Annotated in this window: 13 protein-coding genes; 7 read left to right on the top strand and 6 right to left on the bottom strand. The window is 42.2% G+C overall.

All coding sequences use genetic code 11. From position 1 onward, the window contains the following. Nucleotides 1-17: 17 nt before the first annotated feature. The 5 genes from FLL46_RS27710 to FLL46_RS21050 all read left to right on the top strand — a co-directional run bounded on the left by FLL46_RS27710 (nt 18) and on the right by FLL46_RS21050 (nt 7,607). Entirely contained in the window at nt 18-1,766 is a 1,749-nt protein-coding gene (locus FLL46_RS27710; RefSeq protein ID WP_246119369.1) for a Na+/H+ antiporter NhaC family protein, read from the top strand. Next, nucleotides 1,744-2,625: an MBL fold metallo-hydrolase gene (locus FLL46_RS21065; RefSeq protein ID WP_142933409.1), complete on the top strand. Its 882-nt coding sequence runs from the start codon at nt 1,744-1,746 to the stop codon at nt 2,623-2,625. The genes FLL46_RS27710 and FLL46_RS21065 overlap by 23 nt, the downstream gene beginning before the upstream one ends. A 565-nt stretch (nt 2,626-3,190) precedes the next feature. Next, a complete protein-coding gene (locus FLL46_RS21060) occupies nt 3,191-4,006 on the top strand; it encodes a DUF4097 family beta strand repeat-containing protein (RefSeq protein ID WP_142933407.1) in 816 nt (271 codons plus the stop codon). Between the two features lie 647 nt (nt 4,007-4,653). Further along, nucleotides 4,654-6,618: a response regulator gene (locus FLL46_RS21055; RefSeq protein ID WP_142933404.1), complete on the top strand. Its 1,965-nt coding sequence runs from the start codon at nt 4,654-4,656 to the stop codon at nt 6,616-6,618. A 200-nt stretch (nt 6,619-6,818) separates the two neighbouring features. After that, complete coding sequence (locus FLL46_RS21050) at nt 6,819-7,607, top strand: substrate-binding periplasmic protein (RefSeq protein ID WP_142933403.1); 789 nt, start codon at nt 6,819-6,821, stop codon at nt 7,605-7,607. Between the two features lie 94 nt (nt 7,608-7,701). Here the strand turns inward: FLL46_RS21050 and ppsR are convergent, their stop codons facing one another. Then, the gene (gene ppsR, locus FLL46_RS21045) at nt 7,702-8,520 is read right to left on the bottom strand and encodes a posphoenolpyruvate synthetase regulatory kinase/phosphorylase PpsR (RefSeq protein WP_142933401.1); all 819 of its coding nucleotides are present in this window, start codon (nt 8,518-8,520) and stop codon (nt 7,702-7,704) included. A gap of 148 nt (nt 8,521-8,668) precedes the next feature. Between ppsR and ppsA the strand changes: the two genes are divergently transcribed. Beyond that, entirely contained in the window at nt 8,669-11,041 is a 2,373-nt protein-coding gene (gene ppsA / locus FLL46_RS21040) for a phosphoenolpyruvate synthase (RefSeq protein ID WP_142933399.1), read from the top strand. 436 nt (nt 11,042-11,477) lie between these two features. After that, the gene (locus FLL46_RS21035) at nt 11,478-16,133 is read left to right on the top strand and encodes a hybrid sensor histidine kinase/response regulator (protein ID WP_142933397.1); all 4,656 of its coding nucleotides are present in this window, start codon (nt 11,478-11,480) and stop codon (nt 16,131-16,133) included. A gap of 71 nt (nt 16,134-16,204) precedes the next feature. Here the strand turns inward: FLL46_RS21035 and FLL46_RS21030 are convergent, their stop codons facing one another. The 5 genes from FLL46_RS21030 to nirB form a co-directional block, all read right to left on the bottom strand. Next, a complete protein-coding gene (locus FLL46_RS21030; protein WP_142933395.1) occupies nt 16,205-17,086 on the bottom strand; it encodes a flagellar protein MotY in 882 nt (293 codons plus the stop codon). A 240-nt stretch (nt 17,087-17,326) separates the two neighbouring features. Beyond that, nucleotides 17,327-19,138 (bottom strand): bifunctional protein-serine/threonine kinase/phosphatase, encoded by a 1,812-nt coding sequence (locus FLL46_RS21025; RefSeq protein ID WP_142933393.1) that lies wholly within the window; start codon nt 19,136-19,138, stop codon nt 17,327-17,329. Beyond that, on the bottom strand, nt 19,128-20,591 hold the full coding sequence (locus FLL46_RS21020) for a NarK family nitrate/nitrite MFS transporter (protein WP_210418777.1): 1,464 nt from the start codon (nt 20,589-20,591) through the stop codon (nt 19,128-19,130). Before FLL46_RS21020 ends, FLL46_RS21025 begins: the two co-directional genes overlap by 11 nt. 2 nt (nt 20,592-20,593) lie before the next feature. Then, the gene (nirD, locus tag FLL46_RS21015) at nt 20,594-20,968 is read right to left on the bottom strand and encodes a nitrite reductase small subunit NirD (RefSeq protein WP_246119368.1); all 375 of its coding nucleotides are present in this window, start codon (nt 20,966-20,968) and stop codon (nt 20,594-20,596) included. A 32-nt stretch (nt 20,969-21,000) separates the two neighbouring features. Further along, complete coding sequence (nirB, locus tag FLL46_RS21010) at nt 21,001-23,556, bottom strand: nitrite reductase large subunit NirB (protein WP_142933391.1); 2,556 nt, start codon at nt 23,554-23,556, stop codon at nt 21,001-21,003. Between the last annotated feature and the right edge of the window lie 7 nt (nt 23,557-23,563).

The following is a 23,563-nucleotide window of genomic DNA, read 5'->3' as shown; positions in this document are numbered from 1 at the left end:
CGACGAAAGGTTTATTTATGAATAGCAATAAAAAACAGGCGAGTTTAGTTGATGCCCTGATTCCAGTTATCGCGTTAATTGTTATGTTAGCGACCTCAGTATCGTTGTATGGGGATGACTCTTCTTACGGCGCAAACCAGATTGCTTTACTCGTTGCTGCAGGCATCGCAATGATCATTGGCTATAAAAATGGTTACAGTTGGGTGGAGTTGGAGAAGGGAGTTATTCAAGGGATTTCGATGGCATTGGGTGCCATATTAATTCTGTTAATGGTTGGCTCCCTGATCGGCACCTGGATTTTGGCCGGAACTGTGCCAACCATGATCTACTATGGCCTACAAGTTCTTGACCCGAGTATCTTTTATGCCGCGGCATGCATTATTTCGGCGATGGTAGCGGTTAGCATTGGTAGTTCCTGGACGACGGCAGGAACAATTGGCGTTGCATTAATTGGTATTGCCGCTGGATTGGAGATGTCATTACCAATCACTGCAGGTGCGATTATTTCCGGTGCCTATTTTGGCGATAAAATGTCACCGCTTTCCGATACAACTAACCTGGCACCGGCGATAGCTGGTACCGAGTTATTTACTCATATTCGGCATATGGCCTGGACTACCGGACCAAGCATACTCATTGCTATCGTTGTTTTTGGCGTTTTAGGACTGACTGAAGATGTGTCGGGAGCGTCTGACGGGTTGGCGGTTACCTTGAGCGTGATCGAAACCAATTTTTCAATTTCATTTCTCTCATTAATCCCTTTATTCTTAGTATTGTTCCTCGCTTATAAAAAGATGCCTGCATTTCCGACACTGTTTGTTGGCGCATTGCTTGGCGGGCTATTTGCTGTTTTTTTCCAGAGCGCGTCGATTGAAAGAATGGTCTCTGCGTCAATATATTCGTGCGATGCTGTTGCTGCTGAGTCAGCTGTCGCTGAGGGGACTAACAGTCGAAAAGTGAAAGAATGCTCTGTATCTTTTACTCAGTCAAAATCATCTCCAGATACACTCGCCGCAGTTTTTGAGTTCAAAATGGAGAACGGAGAAACATTGAATGCCGACGGACTACTAGTTGAAAGTAAGGCTTCACAAATTATTTCTGTTGAACAAGATGGTCAGGTATTTCAGGTTGATGCAAGCCGACGAAGCTATCTGGTGAGCGCAATTGATGCGGTCTGGCGCGCGATGGCGAAAGGTTATCAATCGACCACCGGTGATGCCACTGTTGATGAATTACTCAGTCGCGGCGGTATGCTTAGCATGCTCAATCCGACTGTCTGGCTCATTCTTTGCGCAATGACTTTTGGCGCGGTGTTAGAGAAGATAGGATTGTTACAAAGACTGGTCACCAGTGCGCTCAGTTTGGTGTCAAGTACAGGTTCTTTAGTGACCACTGTGATTTGCACTTGTATTGGTGCCAATATTATCGCTGGTGATCAATATATTGCCATTGTATTACCCGGGAGAATGTATCGGGCGGAGTTTAAGAGGCGAAAGCTTCATCCGAAGAATCTATCGAGAGTTTTGGAAGATTCAGCCACTATTACCTCGCCGTTGATTCCGTGGAATACCTGTGGTGCATACATGGCTGCGACGCTGGGCGTCTCTACTTTTGCCTATCTTCCATTTTGTTTTTTCAACCTGGTTAACCCGATTATCTCTGTTATTTATGGTATTACTCACTTCAAAATTGAAAAGTTGGCTGATGATCAATCTGATGACGATACTGACGTAGGAAAAAGTAATGAAGAAGTTGTTCTCAATTAATGGCAATTCACAAAAGCTGGATGGTGGCGCTATGTTTGGCAACGCGCCAAAAGCCATGTGGCAAAAATGGGTTGAGGTTGATGAAGAAAACAGAATTGATCTGGCTTGCCGGGCGCTATTAGTAAAGCAGTCAGATCCGGTTGTTGGGAAAAGCCGGAATATATTATTTGAACTGGGAATTGGCGCATTTTTCGAACCAAAACTTAAGCACAGGTTCGGCATTGTTGAGTCCCACCACGTTTTATTGGAGTCTCTTGAGAAACATGGCTTAACCCACGAAGATATTGATGTTCTAGTTTTATCCCACTTACATTTTGACCACATTGGTGGCTTATTAAGTGAATGGAAAGAAGGTGAGGACCCTCATCTCTTATTTCCAAATGCTGCGATACTTGTTGGCAAAGAAGCCTGGGAAAGGGCATTAAACCCGCATTATCGAGATAGGGCATCGTTTGTTCCACATTTAATGTCGCTACTGCAAGCCAGGGATAATGTTCATATTGTTGACGGTGACAGCCACCCAATTCTTGGTGATGATTATCGCTTTTACTACAGCAATGGTCACACACCGGGAATGATGTTGGCAGAAGTCTTGATGCCTGATGGGCCAGTTGTCTTTTGCGCTGACTTAATTCCCGGCGTGCCCTGGGTGCACTTACCTATCACCATGGGTTATGACAGGTATGCCGAATTGCTCATCGATGAAAAGGAAACGCTGCTAACTCAGTTGATTGAACGCAAAGCGAGATTATTTTTCACCCATGATTCAGAGGTGGCAATGGGAAGGCTTGCGAAAAACGATAAAGGAAAGTTTTGCGTAAGCGATACGCAAACCGATTTAGATGGTGTATCGGAATAAAATTAATCGATAAGTTATTGATTTTCAGAAAATTATATAAAAAGTGAAAAAATCCTTAAGAAATTCTGAACTTATTGCCTGGCACCCGGTCATAGTTAACAGAGAATGTAACTCCCCTTCGGTTGTTAGTTAGGCAATCGGGTTTCCTGAAGAGTTCTCTGTTATGAACTTAATGCAGAAAGCTTAGAATAGAATCTCCGATAAAGTTTAAACCACCTTATTTTAGGTGGTTTTTTTTTGCCCCGTTACTTTAATTGTTCATGGACTCCAATCTCAAAGTGCAGCAATTTATGATGATTCGGTTATATCTCAGGTCCTGACTAATTTTTTTGTTATTTTCACCACTATTTGCATTAAAGCACCAACCAAATCGCCTTTTATTACGTCTAATCTGCTAAACCACCGGGCTTTCGCTATGGCATATCAATTGCTAAACAGTATTAGCGCCTGGTTTTGATTTCGTTTTGAAACAGTTTGCCTGATGATCTGAAGCAGGCCTGATTGATTAAACGGAGCAGGTTTTCGATCCAATCAACGGATAAATAACAACACGGGGTATAATTTGATGACTAAGACTTCCGCTATTTTGCCTTTTACGATAATCACCTTTTTCGCTGCGGTGTGCGGTACAGCAATTGCCGGCAGTATAGAATATGAAACCACTAAAACCTTATCTCTCGATGCGAAAGATTTAGATAAGTTTGAAATAGACGCCAGAGCCGGGTTCTTGAAAATTGAGGGGGAAGAGGGTCGCGACTCGATTGAAGTGGTTGCGGAAATTGCGGTTGAAGATGAAGATTATCGACTATCCTTAGACCGAAAAGGCAGTAAAGCTGTTTTAATTGCCGATCCAAATCCAAGTAATACCAATAACTGGTTTGGTGATAGTCCCAAGATCGATTTGACTATAAAAATGCCAAAAGCATTGGTGCTGCAAATAGAGGATGGCTCTGGATTTATTGAACTGGAAAATTTGACAGGTGATCTTCGGATTGATGATGGTTCAGGACATATTAATGCCACAAAAATTGCAGCGAACGTCAATATTGAGGATGGCTCCGGGCATATAAAATTGTCTGATATCACCGGTAGTATCAAAATTCATGATGGCTCAGGAAGCATTGAAATTAACGGAGCCGGGGAGTCGGTCGATATTAAAGACGGTTCTGGCGGAATAGAGTTGTTCGATATTGGTGGGAAAGTCGATGTTGAAGATGGCTCTGGCGGTTTGGTTGTGAAATCGGCCAAGGGACACGTTACTATCGACGATGGTTCGGGTGATATTCGAGTCGAATCTCTTGCTGCCGGATTAACCGTCATTGAAGCAGGTAGTGGTGGTCTTTCGATGAAAAATGTCGAAGGTGAAATTATTACTCACTAATTTGTAGTCACTAAATGCTGGTCAGTCTGATCCTGGCGAAATGATGTGTGCCGATTCGATTGAGAAAGTTTAGACTGGCCAGTAAATATGCACGATTGGTACGTTCTCAGATTTCTTGAGTATTTCTTGTAAAGTTTTTATCAACCAAACCTATAACTAATTGCGTTGTATTGCCCGAGGTTCCAAAGGCAACCTGCCGTATTTTAATAATTGTTCCATTATTCAAACTGTCTTCCACCTATATTGAAATACTACTTGCTCAAATTTGAGTAAATAATATTCACCGTCGATTTAATAGTAATTATTTTACTTTGAAAAAATATTTCTATGTGTTTTCATTCTAACCCGAGTCAGGTCAGTCGGCTTTCCTGAACGATAGCTTTGGCTGATATTTTGTCCGATCACGTTAAAAACTAAGTCTGCAAAGCGACCATATTGCTCATCTTTTGCCTGGTTGTTAATAAAAGGCACATTCGGCTATTTGGCGCTGAAAGTAGGTGAGGTTTTTGTTTAGTTGTTTGAAAATTGAAGTTTCTACTATAAGTCTTATACTTAAAGCTAGTTTCGCTTTACGTACGAACACATGTGAAAGTCATTGAATGGATAGTGATTTTAGGGGTTGATGCTGGGTTGATGGTTTGATGTAAATGATAACAACTGACAAAAAAAACTATTTTAGCGTGCGCAATCGTTTGTTGCTGAGATTGTTGCCTATCATTTTTGTCGCTATCGTTTCTCTACTAGCCACTTTTGAATTTCTCCAGTATAAAGAGTCGCTCGAAAAATTACGTACTAAGGAATTGAATATAGCCAAGAGCCAGAGTCTGGTTTTGAGTGAATCAGTATGGAAAATTGATGAGCAGCAAGTTCGCAATATTTTGGATGGTTTTAGTGCTTTCACCGAGTTTCAATACGCTGCAGTTTTTGATGAAGACAATAAATTAATCGCGCAAAGTGGTGTCAAGGATGAAGAGGATGATGATCGTTTATTAATCAAGCAAACTATTTTTTTAGAGAACTCGGGGGAAAAACTCAATATAGGTTACCTGCTTTTTCAATTTAATACCAAGCAACTACAGCAAGAAATTGTACGTAGCGTTTATCAAACAACTGTGCAGGTATTGCTTTTATTTGGTGTCGTGATCTGGGGCGTCACGGTTGGTTTTAAATATTCGGTTGGCGCTCCACTTAACAATCTTCTTTCTTCAATTCAAAAAACGCGACGTTCAGGTATTCAGCACCCGGCGAAAAAATTAAGAAATGATGAGCTTGGCGAAGTTGTAGAAGCCTATAACGAATTACTGGACGAACAATATCAAATTAAAGAATCTCTAAAAAAACAACAGCAACTATTGGAAGAAAGAGTTAAAGAAAGAACCGAAGAACTCAGCGTTCAAAAATTGCGAGCGGAAAAAGCGAATTCAGCTAAATCTGAATTTCTAGCGGTGATGAGCCACGAGATACGAACGCCAATGAACGGTGTGATTGGTATGACTAACTTGTTGCTTGAAACTGAGTTGAAAGAAGAGCAGCTAGAATATGCTCAAACCGTTAAAACTTCATCTGAAGCATTGCTGGCGATCATTAACGACATTCTGGATTTTTCAAAAGTTGAAGCTGGTAAGCTGGTTTTAGTCGAAGAAAAATTTGATTTAATCGCAATGTGCCGCCGCATACAGAAAATGATGAAGCCGATAGCAAATGAGCAAGGGATCGAACTTAATTTTTACTTACCGGAAAACATCAATAATATTGTTATTGGCGATGAAGGCCGCCTGGGACAAATCTTGCTCAACCTGATAGGCAATGCACTTAAATTTACTCAAGAAGGCGAAGTCAGTTTATATTTAGATGAAGGTGATTCTCTGAGTGTCAAAAAACGCTCCGCCAACACACAACTGTTTCATTTTAAAATTGTTGATACTGGTGTCGGGTTTGGACCTGATGTTCGTGATAAATTATTTCAACCATTTAGCCAGGCTAGCAAAGACACTTCGAGAAATTTTGGTGGGACTGGATTAGGACTGGCGATTTCAAAACGGTTAGTTGAATTGATGAGCGGTGATATTGGCTGTAGTAGCCAACTCGAACAAGGTAGCCAATTTTGGTTTACCGTTGATTTAAAGCTTGCTTCCCAGCAAAAAGAAAAGACGAGCGACAAATTACCGAACGCTTCGTTTAGCCGGGAAATGAAAGCATCTCAATCAGAAGTGGAAACATCACCAAAAATAAAATTATTAGTTGCTGAAGATAACATCGTTAATCAACGGGTTGTTTTAGGGATCTTAAGAAAACTGAATGCCGAAATTACTATAGTCGACGATGGAGAAAAAGCGGTAGAAGCGGCGCGAAAAAATAGGTTTGACGCGATTATCATGGATATGCAAATGCCCAAGTTAGATGGTATTAATGCTTGCCAACAAATTCGTGCATTTGAAGGAAAAGCGAGTGATGTTCCAATTATTGCGTTAACTGCAAATGCAATGAAAGAAGATGAAGAGAAATGTCGAAAAGCGGGTATGAATGACTATCTTGCCAAGCCGGTTAAGGCAGATAAACTCATTAGCAAAGTCACTTATTGGTCCTCATTGAAGTCTGAAATGTCTAACTAAATTCCTTTACCATTTATTATTTGTAAGGCTTAACGTGATGTGGGTCACATCTTGGGTTAATTATATTGACAAAGGCATGATTAAGTAATTGCTGAAAAGATTGTTATTGTTATTATGAACTTTTAGGCAAAACAAAGTCGAAGTGTTACTTGAGCTGTTGATATTCGACATTCTTATTTGAGATTGTTGACGGGTTGCAAATGAAAAAGATTTCACATCTAATATTGTTATTCGTTTCGCTAATGGCTTTGCCTTCGATGGCAAACGAACGGGTGTTGGTGCTAACTGAAGAGTGGGTGCCGTTCAACTTTTCGAAAGATAACGAAATTGTTGGGATTAGTACCGAGTTGGTAAAGGCGACACTAGAACATGCCAACGTCAGCTACGACATGCAACTTTTACCCTGGAAACGCGCTTACAAAACCACGCTCAAACATAAAAACACATTACTTTTTACTACCAACCGAATCGCGCCAAGAGAATCTCTTTTTAAATGGATAGGACCGCTTTATCGCCAAGATGTTACTTTTTATCGATTATTGTCGCGCGACGATATCAAAGCAGACAGTATTGAAGATTTGAAAAAATATAAAATGGGTGTGGCACGAGGTGGATCGGTCGAAGGTTATTTAAAGGCAAATGGGTTTGTAAATAACGTCCACTATTTTTCTTATGAGTCGGAAGAGCAAGGAGAGCGAATGCTAATGTCAAACAGGATAGATTTGATTCCTACTTCAAAGTTGAATGTTGCTTATCGCCGTTCGCGAAATGATCTCAGTTTACCGGATATTTGCGAAGCTTATACTATTGCTCATGCCGATTACTATATCGCTGTTAATAAAGAAACGCCGGATGAGTTAGTCGATAAAATTCAGCGCTCACTCGATGTTGTTGTCAAAAGTGGCTTTAGGGATAGAGTAACGAGAAAATATATTCAACAACGTATTGCAGATAAAACAGAAGAAAAGAAACTGGAAAAGCTACCCTGAATTAACTAACCTACGCTCTTGTCCCAAATCCAGATCAAGTAGTTACAACAAAGACCTTTTTATAACTTCAACTTTAAGATCGGTAAAATTAATACTAAAACACCGAGCGCTTGATCCCTGTTGTCGCTAATATTTTCGCAGCAAGCTCTTCTACAGAGCGGCTGGTTGTATTGAGGTTCGGGATTTTTTCTCGCCGATAAAGAGACTCAACTTCTCTCACTTCGTATTGACATTGTTTGAGAGAGGCATACCTGGAATTGGCCCGTCTTTCTGTACGAATCTCATGAAGCCGGTTTGGGTTGATAGTTAAGCCGAATATTTTGCTTTTATGCTTCTTCAGATCGATAGGCAGACGTAATTTTTCCATATCATCTTCAGTAAATGGATAGTTAGCCGCCTTAATCCCAAATTGCATCGCCATGTAAAGCGATGTCGGCGTTTTTCCACAGCGTGATACCCCCACTAAGATGACGTCAGCTTTGTCATAGTGGCGAGTTGTCACACCGTCATCATTATTGAGCGAAAAGTTGACCGCTTCGATCCGATGGTCATAGGCTTCTTCATCGCTCAAAGAATGGGTTTTACCCACCCTGAACCCAGAAGTTTCGCCAAGTTCGGTTTCTAGTGGACCTATAAAGGTATGAAAAAAGTCTAATACCAGGGCGCCGCTCGCCTGAATGATTTGTCGGATTTCAGGGGTAACGATGGTATCAAATACAATAGGGCGTAGTCCGCTTTCCTGTTCAGCTTTTTTAATGACCTGACAGGCTTCTTCTGCCTTAGCTATGGTATCGATAAAGGGAATTGTCGTTTCGTCAAATGCAACATTTTCAAACTGGGATAACAGGGATTGACCAAACATTTCTGCCGTTATTCCTGTTCTGTCTGAGATAAAAAACACCTTCCGTTTCATATTTTTGCGCCCTTGCAGTAAAATAGCCGGTTTCCAAGGATCGAATTTAAACACGCAAGGGATTTATCGGCAACTGGAACCTGACACAGAGTGACTGTAACGGTTCCTATTTCCACGATAGTAAACACGACTTTAGGAGTGACTGGCTGTGCAAGAATATGTGCTTTGGTACGATGGTTTAGGAATGAACGATGTCGACCGAGTGGGCGGCAAAAACGCCTCTCTGGGCGAAATGATCAGCAATCTGAGCAATATGGGCGTGAGTGTGCCTAACGGGTTTGCAACGACTTCTCAGGCTTTTAGAGATTTTATGGCTCAGAGCGGTCTACATGACAAAATTCAGGCGGAATTGAAAACTCTGGATGTTGAGGACGTTGATGCGTTGGCTGTGACCGGCAGTAAAGTACGCCAATGGGTGATGGATACACCATTTCAGCCCGAATTAGAGAAAGTCATTTATGAGGCATACCTGGCACTAAAAGGTGATTCGAATGAAGAATTTGCCGTGGCGGTGCGTTCTTCTGCGACTGCTGAAGATTTACCTGATGCTTCTTTTGCAGGGCAACAAGAAACTTTTCTCAATGTGCGTGGTTGGGAAAATGTCAAACTGGCATTAAAAGAAGTCTTTGCGTCCTTGTTTAATGATCGTGCGATATCTTATCGCGTTCACCAAGGGTTTGAGCACGCTGAAGTTGCACTGAGCGCAGGAGTTCAAAAAATGGTGCGCAGCGACATTGCGTCAAGCGGTGTGATGTTCACTATCGACACAGAATCAGGCTTTTCTGATGTGGTATTTATCACCGGTGCTTACGGCCTGGGTGAGACTGTCGTGCAGGGAGCCGTTAACCCTGACGAATTTTATGTTCATAAACCAACGCTTGCCGCAGGGAAGCCATCCATTATTCGTAAAACCCTTGGCGGAAAAGCTATCAAAATGGTTTATACCGATGACTCCGGCCATGGCAAGTCTGTCGCTACTGTTGAGGTTGAGCTCGCTCAGCGGCAACAATATTGTGTTACACCGGAAGAAATTGAAGAGCTAGCTAAGCAAGCAGTCATTATAGAAAAGCACTACAACAGACCAATGGATATCGAATGGGCTAAAGATGGTGCTGATGGCAAAATTTACATCGTTCAAGCCAGACCAGAAACTGTGCGTAGCCGTGATGACGGTCGTGTAATAGAACGATTTGTTCTGGCTGATAAGTCTGATGTTTTAGTGGATGGTCGCGCTATTGGTCAGAAAATCGGCAAGGGTCAGGCGAAGGTGATTTCTGATTTATCAGAAATGTCGCAAGTCAAGCAAGGTGATGTATTAGTTACCGATATGACTGATCCTGACTGGGAACCCATTATGAAACGCGCCTCGGCAATCGTTACTAATCGAGGCGGCAGAACCTGTCATGCCGCGATCATTGCACGCGAGCTTGGTATTCCGGCTGTCGTTGGATGCGGCGACGCAACCAGTCGCATCAGTGCTGGACAGGAAGTCACAGTTTCTTGTGCAGAGGGCGATACGGGCAATATTTATGAAGGTCTGCTTGATTTTGATGTAAGTCACAGCCAGGTTGACGATATGCCTGACCTTCCTTTTAAGATTATGATGAATGTCGGCAACCCTGACAGGGCGTTTGATTTCGCGCGATTGCCACATTTTGGCATCGGCTTGGCGCGGTTAGAATTTATTATCAATCGAATGATAGGTGTTCACCCGAGGGCTTTACTGGAGTTTGATAGCCTCGACGATGAAGATCTCAAAGAATCCATTCGTGATCATATGGCTGGATACGCTGACCCCGTCAGCTTCTACGTTGACCGATTAGTCGAAGGAATCGCAACGCTAGGTGCTGCGTTTTCACCGCAGAAAGTGATCGTCAGAATGTCTGATTTTAAGTCTAACGAATATGCAAACCTTGTCGGTGGTCATCTATACGAGCCGGAAGAAGAAAATCCCATGCTCGGATTCAGAGGTGCTTCACGCTATATTTCTGAAGAGTTCGAAGACTGTTTTGAACTTGAGTGCCGTGCCATTAAAACTGTCAGGGAAAAGATGGGGCTGGAAAATGTTGAAATCATGATCCCATTTGTCAGAACACTTGAAGAAGCTGCTCAGGTCATTCAATTACTCGAAAAGCATGGACTTAAGCGCGGCGAAAATGGTTTACGCGTGATTATGATGTGTGAGCTGCCTTCTAACGCCTTGTTGGCAGACGAATTTTTAGAGTATTTTGACGGTTTCTCAATTGGGTCGAATGATTTAACTCAGTTAACATTGGGGCTTGACCGTGATTCCGGCATCATTTCTCATTTATTTGATGAAAGAAACCCTGCGGTAAAGAAGCTCTTAAGTATGGCGATTCAAGCCTGTCGCAAAGCGAATAAGTATATTGGTATTTGCGGGCAAGGGCCGTCCGATCATCCTGACTTAGCTAAGTGGCTAATGGAAGAGGGGATTGATAGCGTTTCACTCAACCCCGATACTGTGCTTGAAACCTGGCTGTTCCTGGCTAATCAAAAATAAAAAATTTTAACCCGTTATTTCATTTGTCGGGTTCAAAGTAATCTATATTTCTACGGGCGGCTTACCGCCCGTTTTTATTGATGCCAATTAATTTCCCCTCATTTTTGTTAGCTGGCATGATAGTCGCGCTCACAGCGATAATGGCGCCGTTTTTGTCGAACTTCTTAAAACATTATTCCCCTGACCAATAGCTGACTGCGAGTCTACTAATAACACCACTTTTGCCAACGAGCCATCTAGTTGACGCATTTATAGGCCAACAGAGGTTTTCTGAATTATGAACTACACTTAACAGATGCGAGAAAATAGTGTTCGCCCATTTTTCTTGTGAGCTTCATCGCTGAATTGTGGCTTATTATCAGGTTGGTTTTGGTTAATGAGTTTTCAAGGTGGGCGAAGTAAGAGGTATTAGATTGAACTTTTCACCGTAGAAAAGATGCTTGTCGAAATAATTAAGAATAAAGCAATTAGTTTTGTGAAAGTCTTTGCGTTCGTCGTGGGGGCAGGCTGTGTTTTTTGCCAATCGCTTTTCGCCCAGGACAGATTGAGATTTAAACATATTGGGGTTGAGAATGGTCTCTCACAAGTAACCATATTAGATATGGTGCAAGATGGAAAAGGTTTTATCTGGTTCGCTACCCAGGAGGGGTTAAATCGTTACGATGGCTATGAGTTTAAAGTTTTTAAATTTAGCCAGGTTAATCCACACTCACTTTCCGACAACTTTATTAAAAAGCTCTACATTGATTCACAGGAACGCTTGTGGGTCGGTACTCGTAACGGGCTTAATCTATTTAATTACAAGACCCATCAATTTGTACGCTTGTATCATGAGCCAACTAACTTAAACAGTATTTCGAGTAACCATATTACTGCAATCGCAGAAGACAAACAGGGGTTTATCTGGGTTGGTACCGCGGGTGGCGGGCTCAACAAATATAACCCCACAACCAATCGGTTTGAGCGGTTTCGATATGATCCCGACAATGCTAATAGCTTACTCAATGACTACATTACCGACCTATTGGTTGATAGTAACGGCATTTTGTGGATCGCATCCGGTAGTGCCAGATTAGTGCCGGCCAATCGAGCTGGCGGACTTAATAAAATTCAGTTAAATGACCTGCCGGTTGACCGGCAAATCGTGGAGCGGGTTCAACTTCCCGTAAGCAGTGATTTTAATGATGCAACTTTTGGGGTGGTATCACTATTTGAAGATAAGGATCAAAACCTCTGGATGGGAACGATTAGATCCGGGCTACTCAAAAAGAGTGCGAATACCAGTACTATTTCCCGTTTAGCTTTTACTGAGCTCTCGAAAAAACAAAATCCGATTACTTCGATCGGGCAAGATCAGTTCGGAAAAATCTGGTTCGGCACACAATACAACGGATTGTTCAGCTACGACGATTCAACGGAACAGTTAACCAATTTCTCGCCTGATGCACCTGCCAATTCAAATATTAATGACAGGGATATTGTTTCCATATTATTTGATCGTACTCAGGTATTTTGGGTAGGTACATGGGCGCGGGCCATTAACCGGCTCGATTTTGGTTCCAGCCAATTTAAGCAGTATTTGCAAGTGAAAAGTACGACCCACCAGGCAGGCCAAACGATTCGCGCCATCGTCGGTGATAACCAGAACCGGATCTGGTTGGCTGCGTGGGATAGTGGTTTATTAGAATTTGATCAAGATACCGGGGAAACTCGCAGGCATGCTCTTATTGACATCGAAAAAACTGGAAATGTTCGCGAAGTTTTTTTTGATAGTAAAAATATATTGTGGTTGGGGTCCAATACGGAGGGATTGATAAAATATGATACTGAGCAAGAGACAGTAGAGTATTTTCGGCATGACCCTGAAGATTCATCAAGCCTGAGCAATAATCATGTTCTGCATATTACTGAAGATCCCATGGGCAATCTTTGGATCGCAACTCGCGGCGGAGGTTTGAATCGGTTCGATAGGAAGAGTAAAAGTTTTTCTCGTTACCAACACGATATTAATGATCCTGATTCGCTTTCAAGCAACTTGGTCAGTTTTGTATTTTACGATGATTCCAACTTGCTATGGTTAGGAACTGAAGGAAGCGGACTGAATATTTTTGACATTGAAACAGGTAAAGTGATCAAACGATATCTGGCTGACTATTCGACCGCTTCGGTTATTGGAAATAGCATAAACTCAATCATAAAAGATAGTAAAAATCGTTTTTGGATTGGAACCAACAAAGGGGCTAGCCGAGTATATTTTGTCAACAAAACTAAAAATAAAATGGACTTAACTTTTGAGTTGATTGGAGGCAGCGACGAAAATGCAACTGGCGCCGTCGGCGGGCTTTTGGAAGATAACCGAGGTGACATTTGGGCAAGCAGTATGCGAGGAATATTTAAAGTCAATACAAACACACTTGAAGTCACTAACTATCGACCCGATCACGGTACCATACCGGAGGGATATTATATACGCGCCCGATATAAAACAAAGTCAGGAGGAATGTTTTTTGGAAGCGTTAGCGGTTTGACCTATTTCGACCCAGAAAAAATAGAGTTTGATGACAAGCCGCCAAAAGTCATGATAACGAAGCTGATGTTGTTTAACAAAGAGCTGGTATTTTCGGCAATGGACTCGAATTCCCCATTAACCCAATCGATTGATGAAGTAGATAATATTTACTTTAATCACAGACAAAATGTTTTTTCGCTAGAGTTTTCCGGCTTACATTATGCCAGTCCTGAGTTAAATCAATATGCTTATAAGTTAGCCGGGTTTGATCAAGAATGGTTATTTACCGATGCACTCAATCGGCGAGCAACTTACACTAACCTTGATCCTGGCTGGTATACTTTTAATGTTAAAGCAAGTAATAAAGATGGCGTTTGGAGTGATAACATTGCCTATCTTAGAATCAGAGTACATTCTGCACCCTGGACTTCATGGTGGGCTTACAGTCTCTACCTGATTGCGTTACTTGCATTTTTGTTTTTTATTTTTCGTCAGTCGGCGTTAGCTGAAAAGTTAGATAAAGAAAAAACAATTGCGCAGATTGAAAAAGACTTTGCCGTTAAATCTAATGAACTTAAGTCTAAGTTTCTGGCTAACATGAGTCATGAAATCAGGACGCCAATGAATGCCATTATTGGTTTAAGTGGTTTGGCATTACGCGTACCTATGAATGAAAAATTAAGAGATTACCTGTCAAAAATTGAGACCTCGTCCAGTGCTTTGTTACGTATTATTGATGATATTCTTGATTACTCAAAGATTGAGGCGGATAAACTGGAACTAGAAAAACGCCCATTTTCTTTAGAGGAAGTTATTAAAGAAGTTATTAATGTCATTTCCCCGCGGGCGAATGAAAAAGGTCTTGAGTTAATTGTTTCTCATCTTGAAGATATCGATTTTAAATTAGTTGGTGATGAGTTAAGACTTCGTCAGGTTATCATTAATCTGGCGAATAATGCGATCAAGTTTACCACACAGGGATTTATTGAAATATGTTTTGATAAACTGGTTCAAAATGATAATTCAATAGAAATAAAAATTTCTGTCATTGATACGGGAATTGGGCTCACGCAAAAACAGATCCAGAAAATTTTTACGCCTTTTACTCAAGCCGACATGTCTACCACCAGAAAGTATGGTGGTACCGGTTTAGGGCTTTCACTGAGCCGACGGTTGGTTCACTTGATGGGCGGAGAAATCCATGTGGCCAGCCGAATTAATCAGGGCACAACTTTTAGCTTTAATGCGCGTTTTGGAATCGACTCTCGTGCTCAATCACTTTATTTTGAAGATAAACCACTACTCAATCAATTAAATGTCCTGGTTATTGAAGACAATAAAGAAACGCTAGTGACGTTAATTCGTATGTTGGAGTCCTTTGGAATTTGTGCAATACCCTATTTGGCTTCTGATATTAGTCCAAAGCAGTTGCAGTTAGCTTCAATGGACTTTAATCAATTTAACCTGATTATGCTGGACGCGTCTTTGCCATCGTCTAACTTTGTCGATATCGGCTACTTTTTAAGACAAAAAATAATGGCTCCATCAACCCATGTTTTATTAATGACGGGTATTTCGACCGTCGTTGAACCTATCCATCGACGTATCTTTGATACGATTATTGAAAAACCAGTCACGCCGTCAGAGCTGCATGATGGTTTGCTCTCTAGCCTTGATCTCAGAAAGCCATCGTCGAATGATGTTAGTTTTTCCGGTGAAGAGCGCGCAAGAATATTAGCTAAACTGGCATCGAAAAGTGTTTTGCTGGTAGAAGATAACGCGATTAATCAGCAAGTTGCTAAAGAACTCATTAGTGCATTTGGTGTGCACGTCGAATGTGCGAATAATGGTCAAGAAGCCATTGAAATGATTAAAATTCAGCATTTTGATATGGTTTTTATGGATATGCAGATGCCGATTCTGGATGGTAAAGAAACCACTCAGATCATTCGTAAGCAATCGTTGCTTGACGAGCAACCAATAGTAGCGATGACCGCGCACGCTATGGTCGGCGATAAAGAAAAATGCATCGCGGCGGGGATGGATGATTATATTTCCAAACCTATAAAGCCGGAAGCCTTGTATCAATGCATGCAGTCTTGGTTATTTAAAAATGAGCAGCAATCATTAGGCGCGTTGAGCTTGTTGTTAGAAGAGCTAACGAATTCCATGGTTAATGAGAAAGAAAGTCGTTTTCAGCTGCCGGAAGAGAGTTTAGAAAAAAAATCTGATTCTTCGCCGGTTAATTTTAAAGCCGGACTTGCTTCAATGGATAATAACGATGAGCTTTATCATGAAGTATTAAAAATGTTTGTCGACAGATATCAACCTTTGCGGCGTCGGGAAGACCTTTTTGAGAGGAAAAAGCCTGATGAACTGGGACGTTTTTTCCACACGATGAAAGGTCTCGCAGCGACTATCAGTGCCAGCCAATTACAACAGGAATGTGAACGTCTTGAATGTGAGTTTTCTGAGCATAACCAGGTAAAAGAACAGGATATCGATATATGTCTCAGGCAATTAGCGCTGGTCTGTGATGCGATAGAAGATATCTTAAAAGAAAATCAACTCAGCAGTCGTTAAACGACATTACCTGGCAACCGTCATGAATTTATCCAGACCGAATAGGATAAATAAAAAACTCAACAACTCAATTAATTTTGAGCGATACGAATATAAACTCGCCGGTTTTTAGCGCGGCCTTTCGCCGTTCGATTCGAAGCGGCCGGATTTTTCTCACCATAGGCTCTGATTTTGAACCGCTCCGTTTCAACTCCAACAAGCGATAGTGCTGTTTTGACGGAGTTGACTCTACGCTCAGAAAGTTTCTGGTTGTAACCACGTGAGCCTTTACTGTCGGTGTAACCGCTAATCAAAACAACTTCAATACTTGGGTCGTGTTTAATGTATTGAGCAAGCGCTTGAAGTTTTGACCGGTATGGTGAGCGAATAAACGATTTGTCGAAATCGAAAAAAAGCGTTAACCGGGTTAGTTCTTTCAATTTGTAAGGAACAAGATTCGCCAGACAATCCAGAAACTTGTCATACTCGGCTTGAAAGCCGACCGAGGATAGTGCAACCGAAACTTGATCCTGAACCTGGTTAAAGTCCTGATAGAAAAAAGTCGGAAAGCGTCCAATTTCCAGCTCATTCAGCAGGCGCCAACTCGCGATATCCTGGCTGGAAATAATATATTTGCCCGGCTGCAAATTCACTTCGCCCATTTCGCGGCTGGTCTGGAGTGGTTGCCACGAAGGCGCAATCGCTCGGACAGATGCTGATTTGTTAGCCGCAATTTGATGGCGTTTATAGCCCAGGTTAAACGCGAGTTTTTCGCCTTTTCCAGCAATTTTTTTAAACTCGGCGTCGCCGTAAGATGGAATGTTATGGTTTAAGTGACAGCTGAGAGGTGTACCGTCATAAATCCAGCGAGACTCATCCACTGGCGCTTCAAAGGCTTTAAAACTGGCATAACAGCAAAAGCTCGATGCTGTCACGCTCGCAGATATGATTAGTTTTAGGAGAATTGTTCTCATGTTACATTTTTCTGCTGGTTAATTTTGACGAACACTCAGGCAAGCAGCCACAAGACTGCCAGATGAGTTGATGTAGTATTTATCGGCGTCAAAATAGGCGACTTAAATATAATTTTATATTTTTATTAGATCGTTATTGTTCTGAGTAAAACGAGATACGACTCTTAGCAGATTCATCCATAGAATTGATTGTCTTGTTAATGCGCTAGCCCCCTCATTTCGCGATGGAGGGCGGGTTATTTAGAATATTAATGAAATAATCAATAGCAATGCCAACAGAATACTGACAGTCTGCCAGAATTTAACCGGTTCTCGCTCAATCAACGGCCGATGAGCATACTCTATTTCAGCTTGTTCGTTCGGTGTAGAAATATCGGTAATAAACTCAGAATAAGCTTGATAACGTATTTCAGGATCAGATTCAACGGCTTTTCTCAATGCGAGATCTAACCAGAAAGGTAAATCGTTACGAAAATCCAGTGCGCTTCGGTAGTGCCACTTTTGGATACTTCGCGATTTGTTATTAACGTGGTAACGAACACTGGTTTTAGTTGGATAAGGAAACCTGCCTGTCAACATTTCGTAAGCGATTACGCCGAGAGAAAAAAGATCGCTTTGATAGGATGAACTCAAATTGATCAATGTTTCGGGCGCAATATAGTTAACAGTACCTAGCGGATAGTCCTCATTAATATTATTCATGTTTTCCGCGAGTGCCGCTACCGAAGCTGTGCCATAGTCAATCAATTTAACCTGGCCATTCAAATCGATCATCAGGTTTTCAGGTTTGAGATCTCTATGAATAATTTGCAGGCGTTTAAAAATTCTTAGCGCGTTGGCAATCTGTTCGAGTATTTGTCGTACTTGCCCGCAAGAAGGGTGTGGGTGATCGTGCATCCATTGTCTTAAGGTATGACCTTTAATATATTCGCACACATGATAAAGAAATTTGCTATCGGTTTTGGGCGGATAAATTCTCATAATCGCAGGATGTTTTACCTGTGCACCAACCCAGGCCTCGCGAATAAATCCCTGTAAATAAACTTCATCGTTTTCAAAATTCAGCGAAGGTGCTTTTAACATGTAAAAACGTTCAGTGAGGATTTCTTTTACCAGGTAAAGGTGGGAGCGTGAACTGGCGTGTAAACTTCTAATAACCTTGAAACCGTCGAGGATTTGCCCGTCTTGCAATGGTGGCGGAATGACTTTATCGGCGAATTCCTGACGAATTTCTTCGGGCTTCAAAGTCGGCATCTCGTCAATTCTCACCAGCAAGCAAGTTTGATCATCCTGGCTGGCATTTTGCTGGGCTTGCCGAACGATCCTCTGGCTGATTTTTTCCACACTATCATTTGATCCACAAAGCTCGACAAGTGTATGTTCATCAATGTATTCATGCACACCATCGGTGGTTAAAACGAATTGGTCACCCGGGCGAATTGTGATCTGCTGATAGTCGACTTTCAGGTGTTTATCTGCGCCGATAACCCGTGTTAGTACACTGGTATGGTTACCCAGTTTCCGGTTATGTTTTTGAGTCAGGTGAGTTAACTTATTGTCTCTGATACGACAAATATTGGTATCTCCAACGTGAAAAATATGTGCCGTTGCAGACTTGAAAATAACACCACTTAAAGTCGATAACCACTGACTGCCTGTCGAAGAACGCTGAGTTGTGGTCGAAATAAAACTTTCACCGCGTGATGTAGTCTTCTCGGTTTGGTTGTTTTTATCCGATAACCTGTTGTTTATTTTTGCTAATACCTGGGAGATGGCATGTTGAGTTGACCAAGTGTGCGGGCATTGAAAATACTCTGCAGTAAATTCGTTAACACAATAGCGACTGGCTTTCGCTGCCTCAGATGCATAAGATACGCCGTCAGCAATCACGGCAACCGTCCCTTTCGTTGAGTTTGTTGATCGTGTAGGCTGCTTAAAAGAAAAAGCATCTTCATTGAGTGATTTTTTGCCTGAGTTTGAGCACGCACCGGACGCCAACTTAAGTTGATTTCCCTGCCCGATGAGTGCCGATTGTTGGGGTTTAGCCGACACCGATTAACTCCACTGTTCCATCTTCATTGATCTCAGTGATGGTGCCTTTGGGTTCTTGTAAAAATGCCAGGCAAATTAAGCTAACGGCGGCGCTTGCCGCAATAATCAAGAAAAACCATTGGTAACTTACGAAAGATAAAACTGTCAAATAACAGACAGCGCCAACATTACCATATGCACCGGTCATGCCGGCAATTTGGCCGGTGAGGCGACGTTTTATCAGAGGTACAGTTGCAAATACCGCGCCTTCCCCTGCTTGTACAAAAAAGGAGCAAAGCATCGCCACGGTTACCGCTAAAACGAGTGGCCATTGGTGAGTGATCAGCGACATTAACAGATAGCCCACTGATAATCCTGTGGTGAGTATAATCAAACTTCGTTTGCGGCCAAAGCGGTCACTGATCCAGCCGCCACCGGGTCTGGAAATCAGATTCATAAATGCATAACTCGATGCTAATAACCCTGCCGTGACCATGCTTAAATCAAACACTTCCGAAAAATAGAGCGGCAACATAGAGACTACTGCGAGTTCTGAACCGAATGTGGCGAAATATAGTAAATTGAGAATCGCAACCTGTTTAAATTGATATTGGTGGGCTTCCGCAACAGGTTGATTAAAAATGTCGCGGTTGACTCGATAACATTGGTAAACTTCAAACAGGTAAAGCATGATTAATCCCGCATAAATAAGTTGGGATTGACTTTCCGATAGTAGTTGAGCTTCGCTGGCAGATAATTTCCAGACTAATAAACCCATCACCAGGTACATCGGAATTTTCATTAGCAGTAACAGGAAGAAATCGCCGATGCTCGTTACTTCCATAGCGCCGGTTGATTTCGGTTTATAGTAAGTCGATCCTTTGGGTGTATCAGAAATTTGAGTAAAAAACAGGATGCTATATCCGGCACAAATAATTCCGGTTGAAGCAATGGCGTAACGCCAGCCGTCATCGCCGCCGAAAACTAATGCAAGTCCAGGAAGAGAAATCGCCGCTGCCGCCGAGCCGAAATTGCCCCAGCCGCCATAGATTCCTTCAGCCACACCAAGCTCGTTAACCGGAAACCATTCGCTCACCAGGCGAATACCTATGACAAAACCTGCGCCGATGAAGCCCAGTAAAAATCGGGCGATTGCAGCCTGTTCGAAGTTGTCGGCAAATGCAAACATAAAACAAGGCAAGCTACTGACGAGCAGCAAAGCACTGTAAGTTATTCGTGGGCCGAAGTGATCGGTAATCATCCCGATTATGACTCGGGCTGGAATTGCAATTGCCACGTTGAGTATGAGTAGAATTTTGATCTCTGCAGGTGACAAGCCAAGTGATTCTGCGATGGCCCCGAGTAATGGAGCATGGTTGAACCAGACAAAGAAAGTGATAAAGAATGCGACCCAGCTTAGGTGCAAAACTTTCATTTTCCCCGAGAAACTTTTCAGATTAAAGCGAGTCGTCATTTTTATTGCTCCTCTTCAATCACCAGCGCTTGAACTTTATTGTCTTTCATCCTCACTTGATAGGTCGCTACCTGAATTTCGTCATCTTGCAAACAGCGGCCGCTATCCAGGCAAAAGTGTTGTTTGTAAAGTGGTGAGGCGACGACTCTTTTCCCATCGATTTCCGCGACTATGCCACGGGACAAAACACTTGCCTTAGCAATAGGATCGAAGTTGTCAATTGACTTCAATTTCTTTTCTGGATGCAAATAAAAAATAGCGATCTGCTGATTGTTCAGTTGAGCGCACACGCCTGTGTTAGGTGGTATGTCCTGAATGTCACAAATGTCAGTCCAAAGATTTTCAGATGGCATTTCATTAAGCAATTGGTTTTTCATCGGTTGTTATCCTTTTAAAATCAAGGGTTGAATTACACAGGCGTTTTTTCTTCCCAGGTGGCTGGTCTGATTTGCTGGCGTTCTTCAACGAAAATAACTTGTGGGTCTGCCTCTTTACTATTAATAAAATGGTTAAAGCGCTTGAGTTTTTCAGGATTTTCTATCGTAGACTTCCATTCGCATTGATAACTGCTAACTAAATAGTTCATCTGCTTTTCCATGTCCTGATTGATAGATAGTTTGTCTTCAATGATGACTTGTTTGAGGTAATCCAGACCTCCCTCAAGACCTTCAAGCCAAACCGAAGTTCGTTGCAGTTTTTCTGCAGTACGAATATAAAAAATCATGATTCGATCGATGTAGCTGATTAGCGTTTCATCGCTGAGATCTGTGGCAAAAAGATCAGCATGTCTTGGTCGCATTCCACCGTTACCGCCGACGTATAAGTTCCAGCCTTTTTCTGTTGCTATTACGCCGAAATCTTTGCTTTGCGCTTCGGCACATTCTCGGGTACAACCGGAGACTGCCATTTTTATTTTGTGTGGCGATCGAATTCCGCGGTATCGTTTTTCCAGTAGAATTGCCATTGTCGTGCTGTCCTGAACGCCGAAACGACACCAGCTGGTGCCAACACAAGACTTTACTGTTCTTAGTGCTTTACCGTACGCGTGCCCAGTTTCGAAACCAGCGTTGATCAAGCGTTTCCAGATGATTGGTAATTGGTGAAGTTGAGCGCCAAACAGGTCGATTCTCTGACCGCCGGTTATTTTGGTGTAAAGTGAAAAATCCCTGGCAACCTGACCAATGACGATTAATTTTTCTGGCGTAATTTCTCCGCCTGGAACTCTCGGTACGACGGAATAAGTGCCGTCTTTTTGCATATTGGCTAGAAAGGCATCATTAGTATCCTGCAGACCAATATGATTTTTATCGAGGACCGGTTCGTTCCACAAAGAGGCAAGAATAGAAGCAACAGCAGGCTTACAGATTTCACAGCCAAGACCCTGGCCATATTCTGATATCAATGCGTCGAATGTACGAATTTTTTTTACGCTGATTATGTCGAATAACTCAGCCCGGCTAAAACTAAAGTGGGCGCAAATATGATTATTAATTTCTACGCCCAGTTTCGACAATTCATCATCGAGAATTTGACTGACAAGTTGTGTGCATCCGCCACAGCCGGTGCCGGCGTTACACTGGTCTTTCAAGCTAGCGATGTCTTGTGCACCTTGCTGAATGCAGTCCACAATATTTCGTTTTGACACGTCGTTACACGAACATATTTGTGCTGTTTCAGGTAGGTTGGTTAGACTCGATCCCGTATTTTGGTTAGCTGAATCAGTATCAATCGGAAGTAGCAACTGCTCCGGCGGTTGAGGTAGTTCCATCTGGTTAATATAAAACTGTAGCCAGCTACCATAGTCTTCAGTATCGCCAACCAGCACCGCGCCCAATAACTTTTTGCGATCGGCGCTAATAACAATTTTTTTGTAAACGCCAGACGATTCGTCGTTGTAGCTGTAAGACAAGGAATTATTTTGTTCGGCGTGCGCATCACCGATGCTCGCAACGTCAACGCCAAGTAGCTTTAACTTGGTGCTCATATCCGCACCGGTAAATGGCAAGTTTAACTTGTCAGTTTGTGACGCTGCCGCTAATAATGATTGATTACAATGGGTTGCCGCGGTCATCGCCATTTTATAACCGGGGGCTACCAGGCCAAAAATTTTGCCTTGCCATAAAGCACATTCGCCAATGGCGTAAATATCTTCGTCTGAAGTCTGGCAATAATCGTTTATGACTATGCCGCCACGTTCACCAATCTCAAGATTGGCTAATCGAGCTAACTCATCCTGGGGGCGAATGCCTGTAGAAAAAACAATCGTATCTGTCTCCAGGCAATCTCCATCAGCAAATATAAGACGATATCTCTGCTGATTGCCGCTAACAATTTTTTTAGTGTTCTTACCGGTATGGACGACAACGCCTAATTCCTCTATTTTTTTACGGAGAAGCTTGCCGCCGTTTTTATCAAGTTGAACGGGCATTAAGCGCGTCGAGAACTCTACCACGTGGGTTGATAAGTTAAGTTGCTTTAGTGCGTTAGCGGCTTCTAATCCCAGCAAACCGCCACCGATAACTACTCCAGATTTTGAAGCTTCAGATGAGGTTTTTATGGCATCCAGATCCTTTAAAGTTCGATAAACATGGATATGCTCATCGCTTTCCAAAGGTATTGGTGGAACAAAAGGAGTTGAACCGGTGGCGATCACCAATTTATCGTACTGGTATGATTGACCCGTGTTGGTGAAAACCATTTTTCTGGAACGATCAATATTGATGACTTTTTGACTTAAGTGGTAGTTGATACCGAGTCGCTGGTATTCGTCTGACGAAGTTAGTGACAAGTCATCAGCACTTTTTCCTGAAAAATAGCTACTGAGTTGAACTCGATCATAAGCCAGTTTTTCTTCTTCAGAGAAGGTTATGATTTCGATATTTTTATTATCGAATTCCGAAAGGTGCTGGATGATTCTATGACCGACCATTCCATTACCAATAATTATTACTTTATACTTCTTCATCGTGTTT

Origin of the sequence: Aliikangiella coralliicola (genome assembly GCF_007004725.1) — a bacterium.
Classification (GTDB): Bacteria; Pseudomonadota; Gammaproteobacteria; order Enterobacterales; family Kangiellaceae; genus Aliikangiella; species Aliikangiella coralliicola.
Note: the sequence above shows the minus strand (reverse complement) of the source record. Positions and strands in the feature narration are given on the sequence as shown.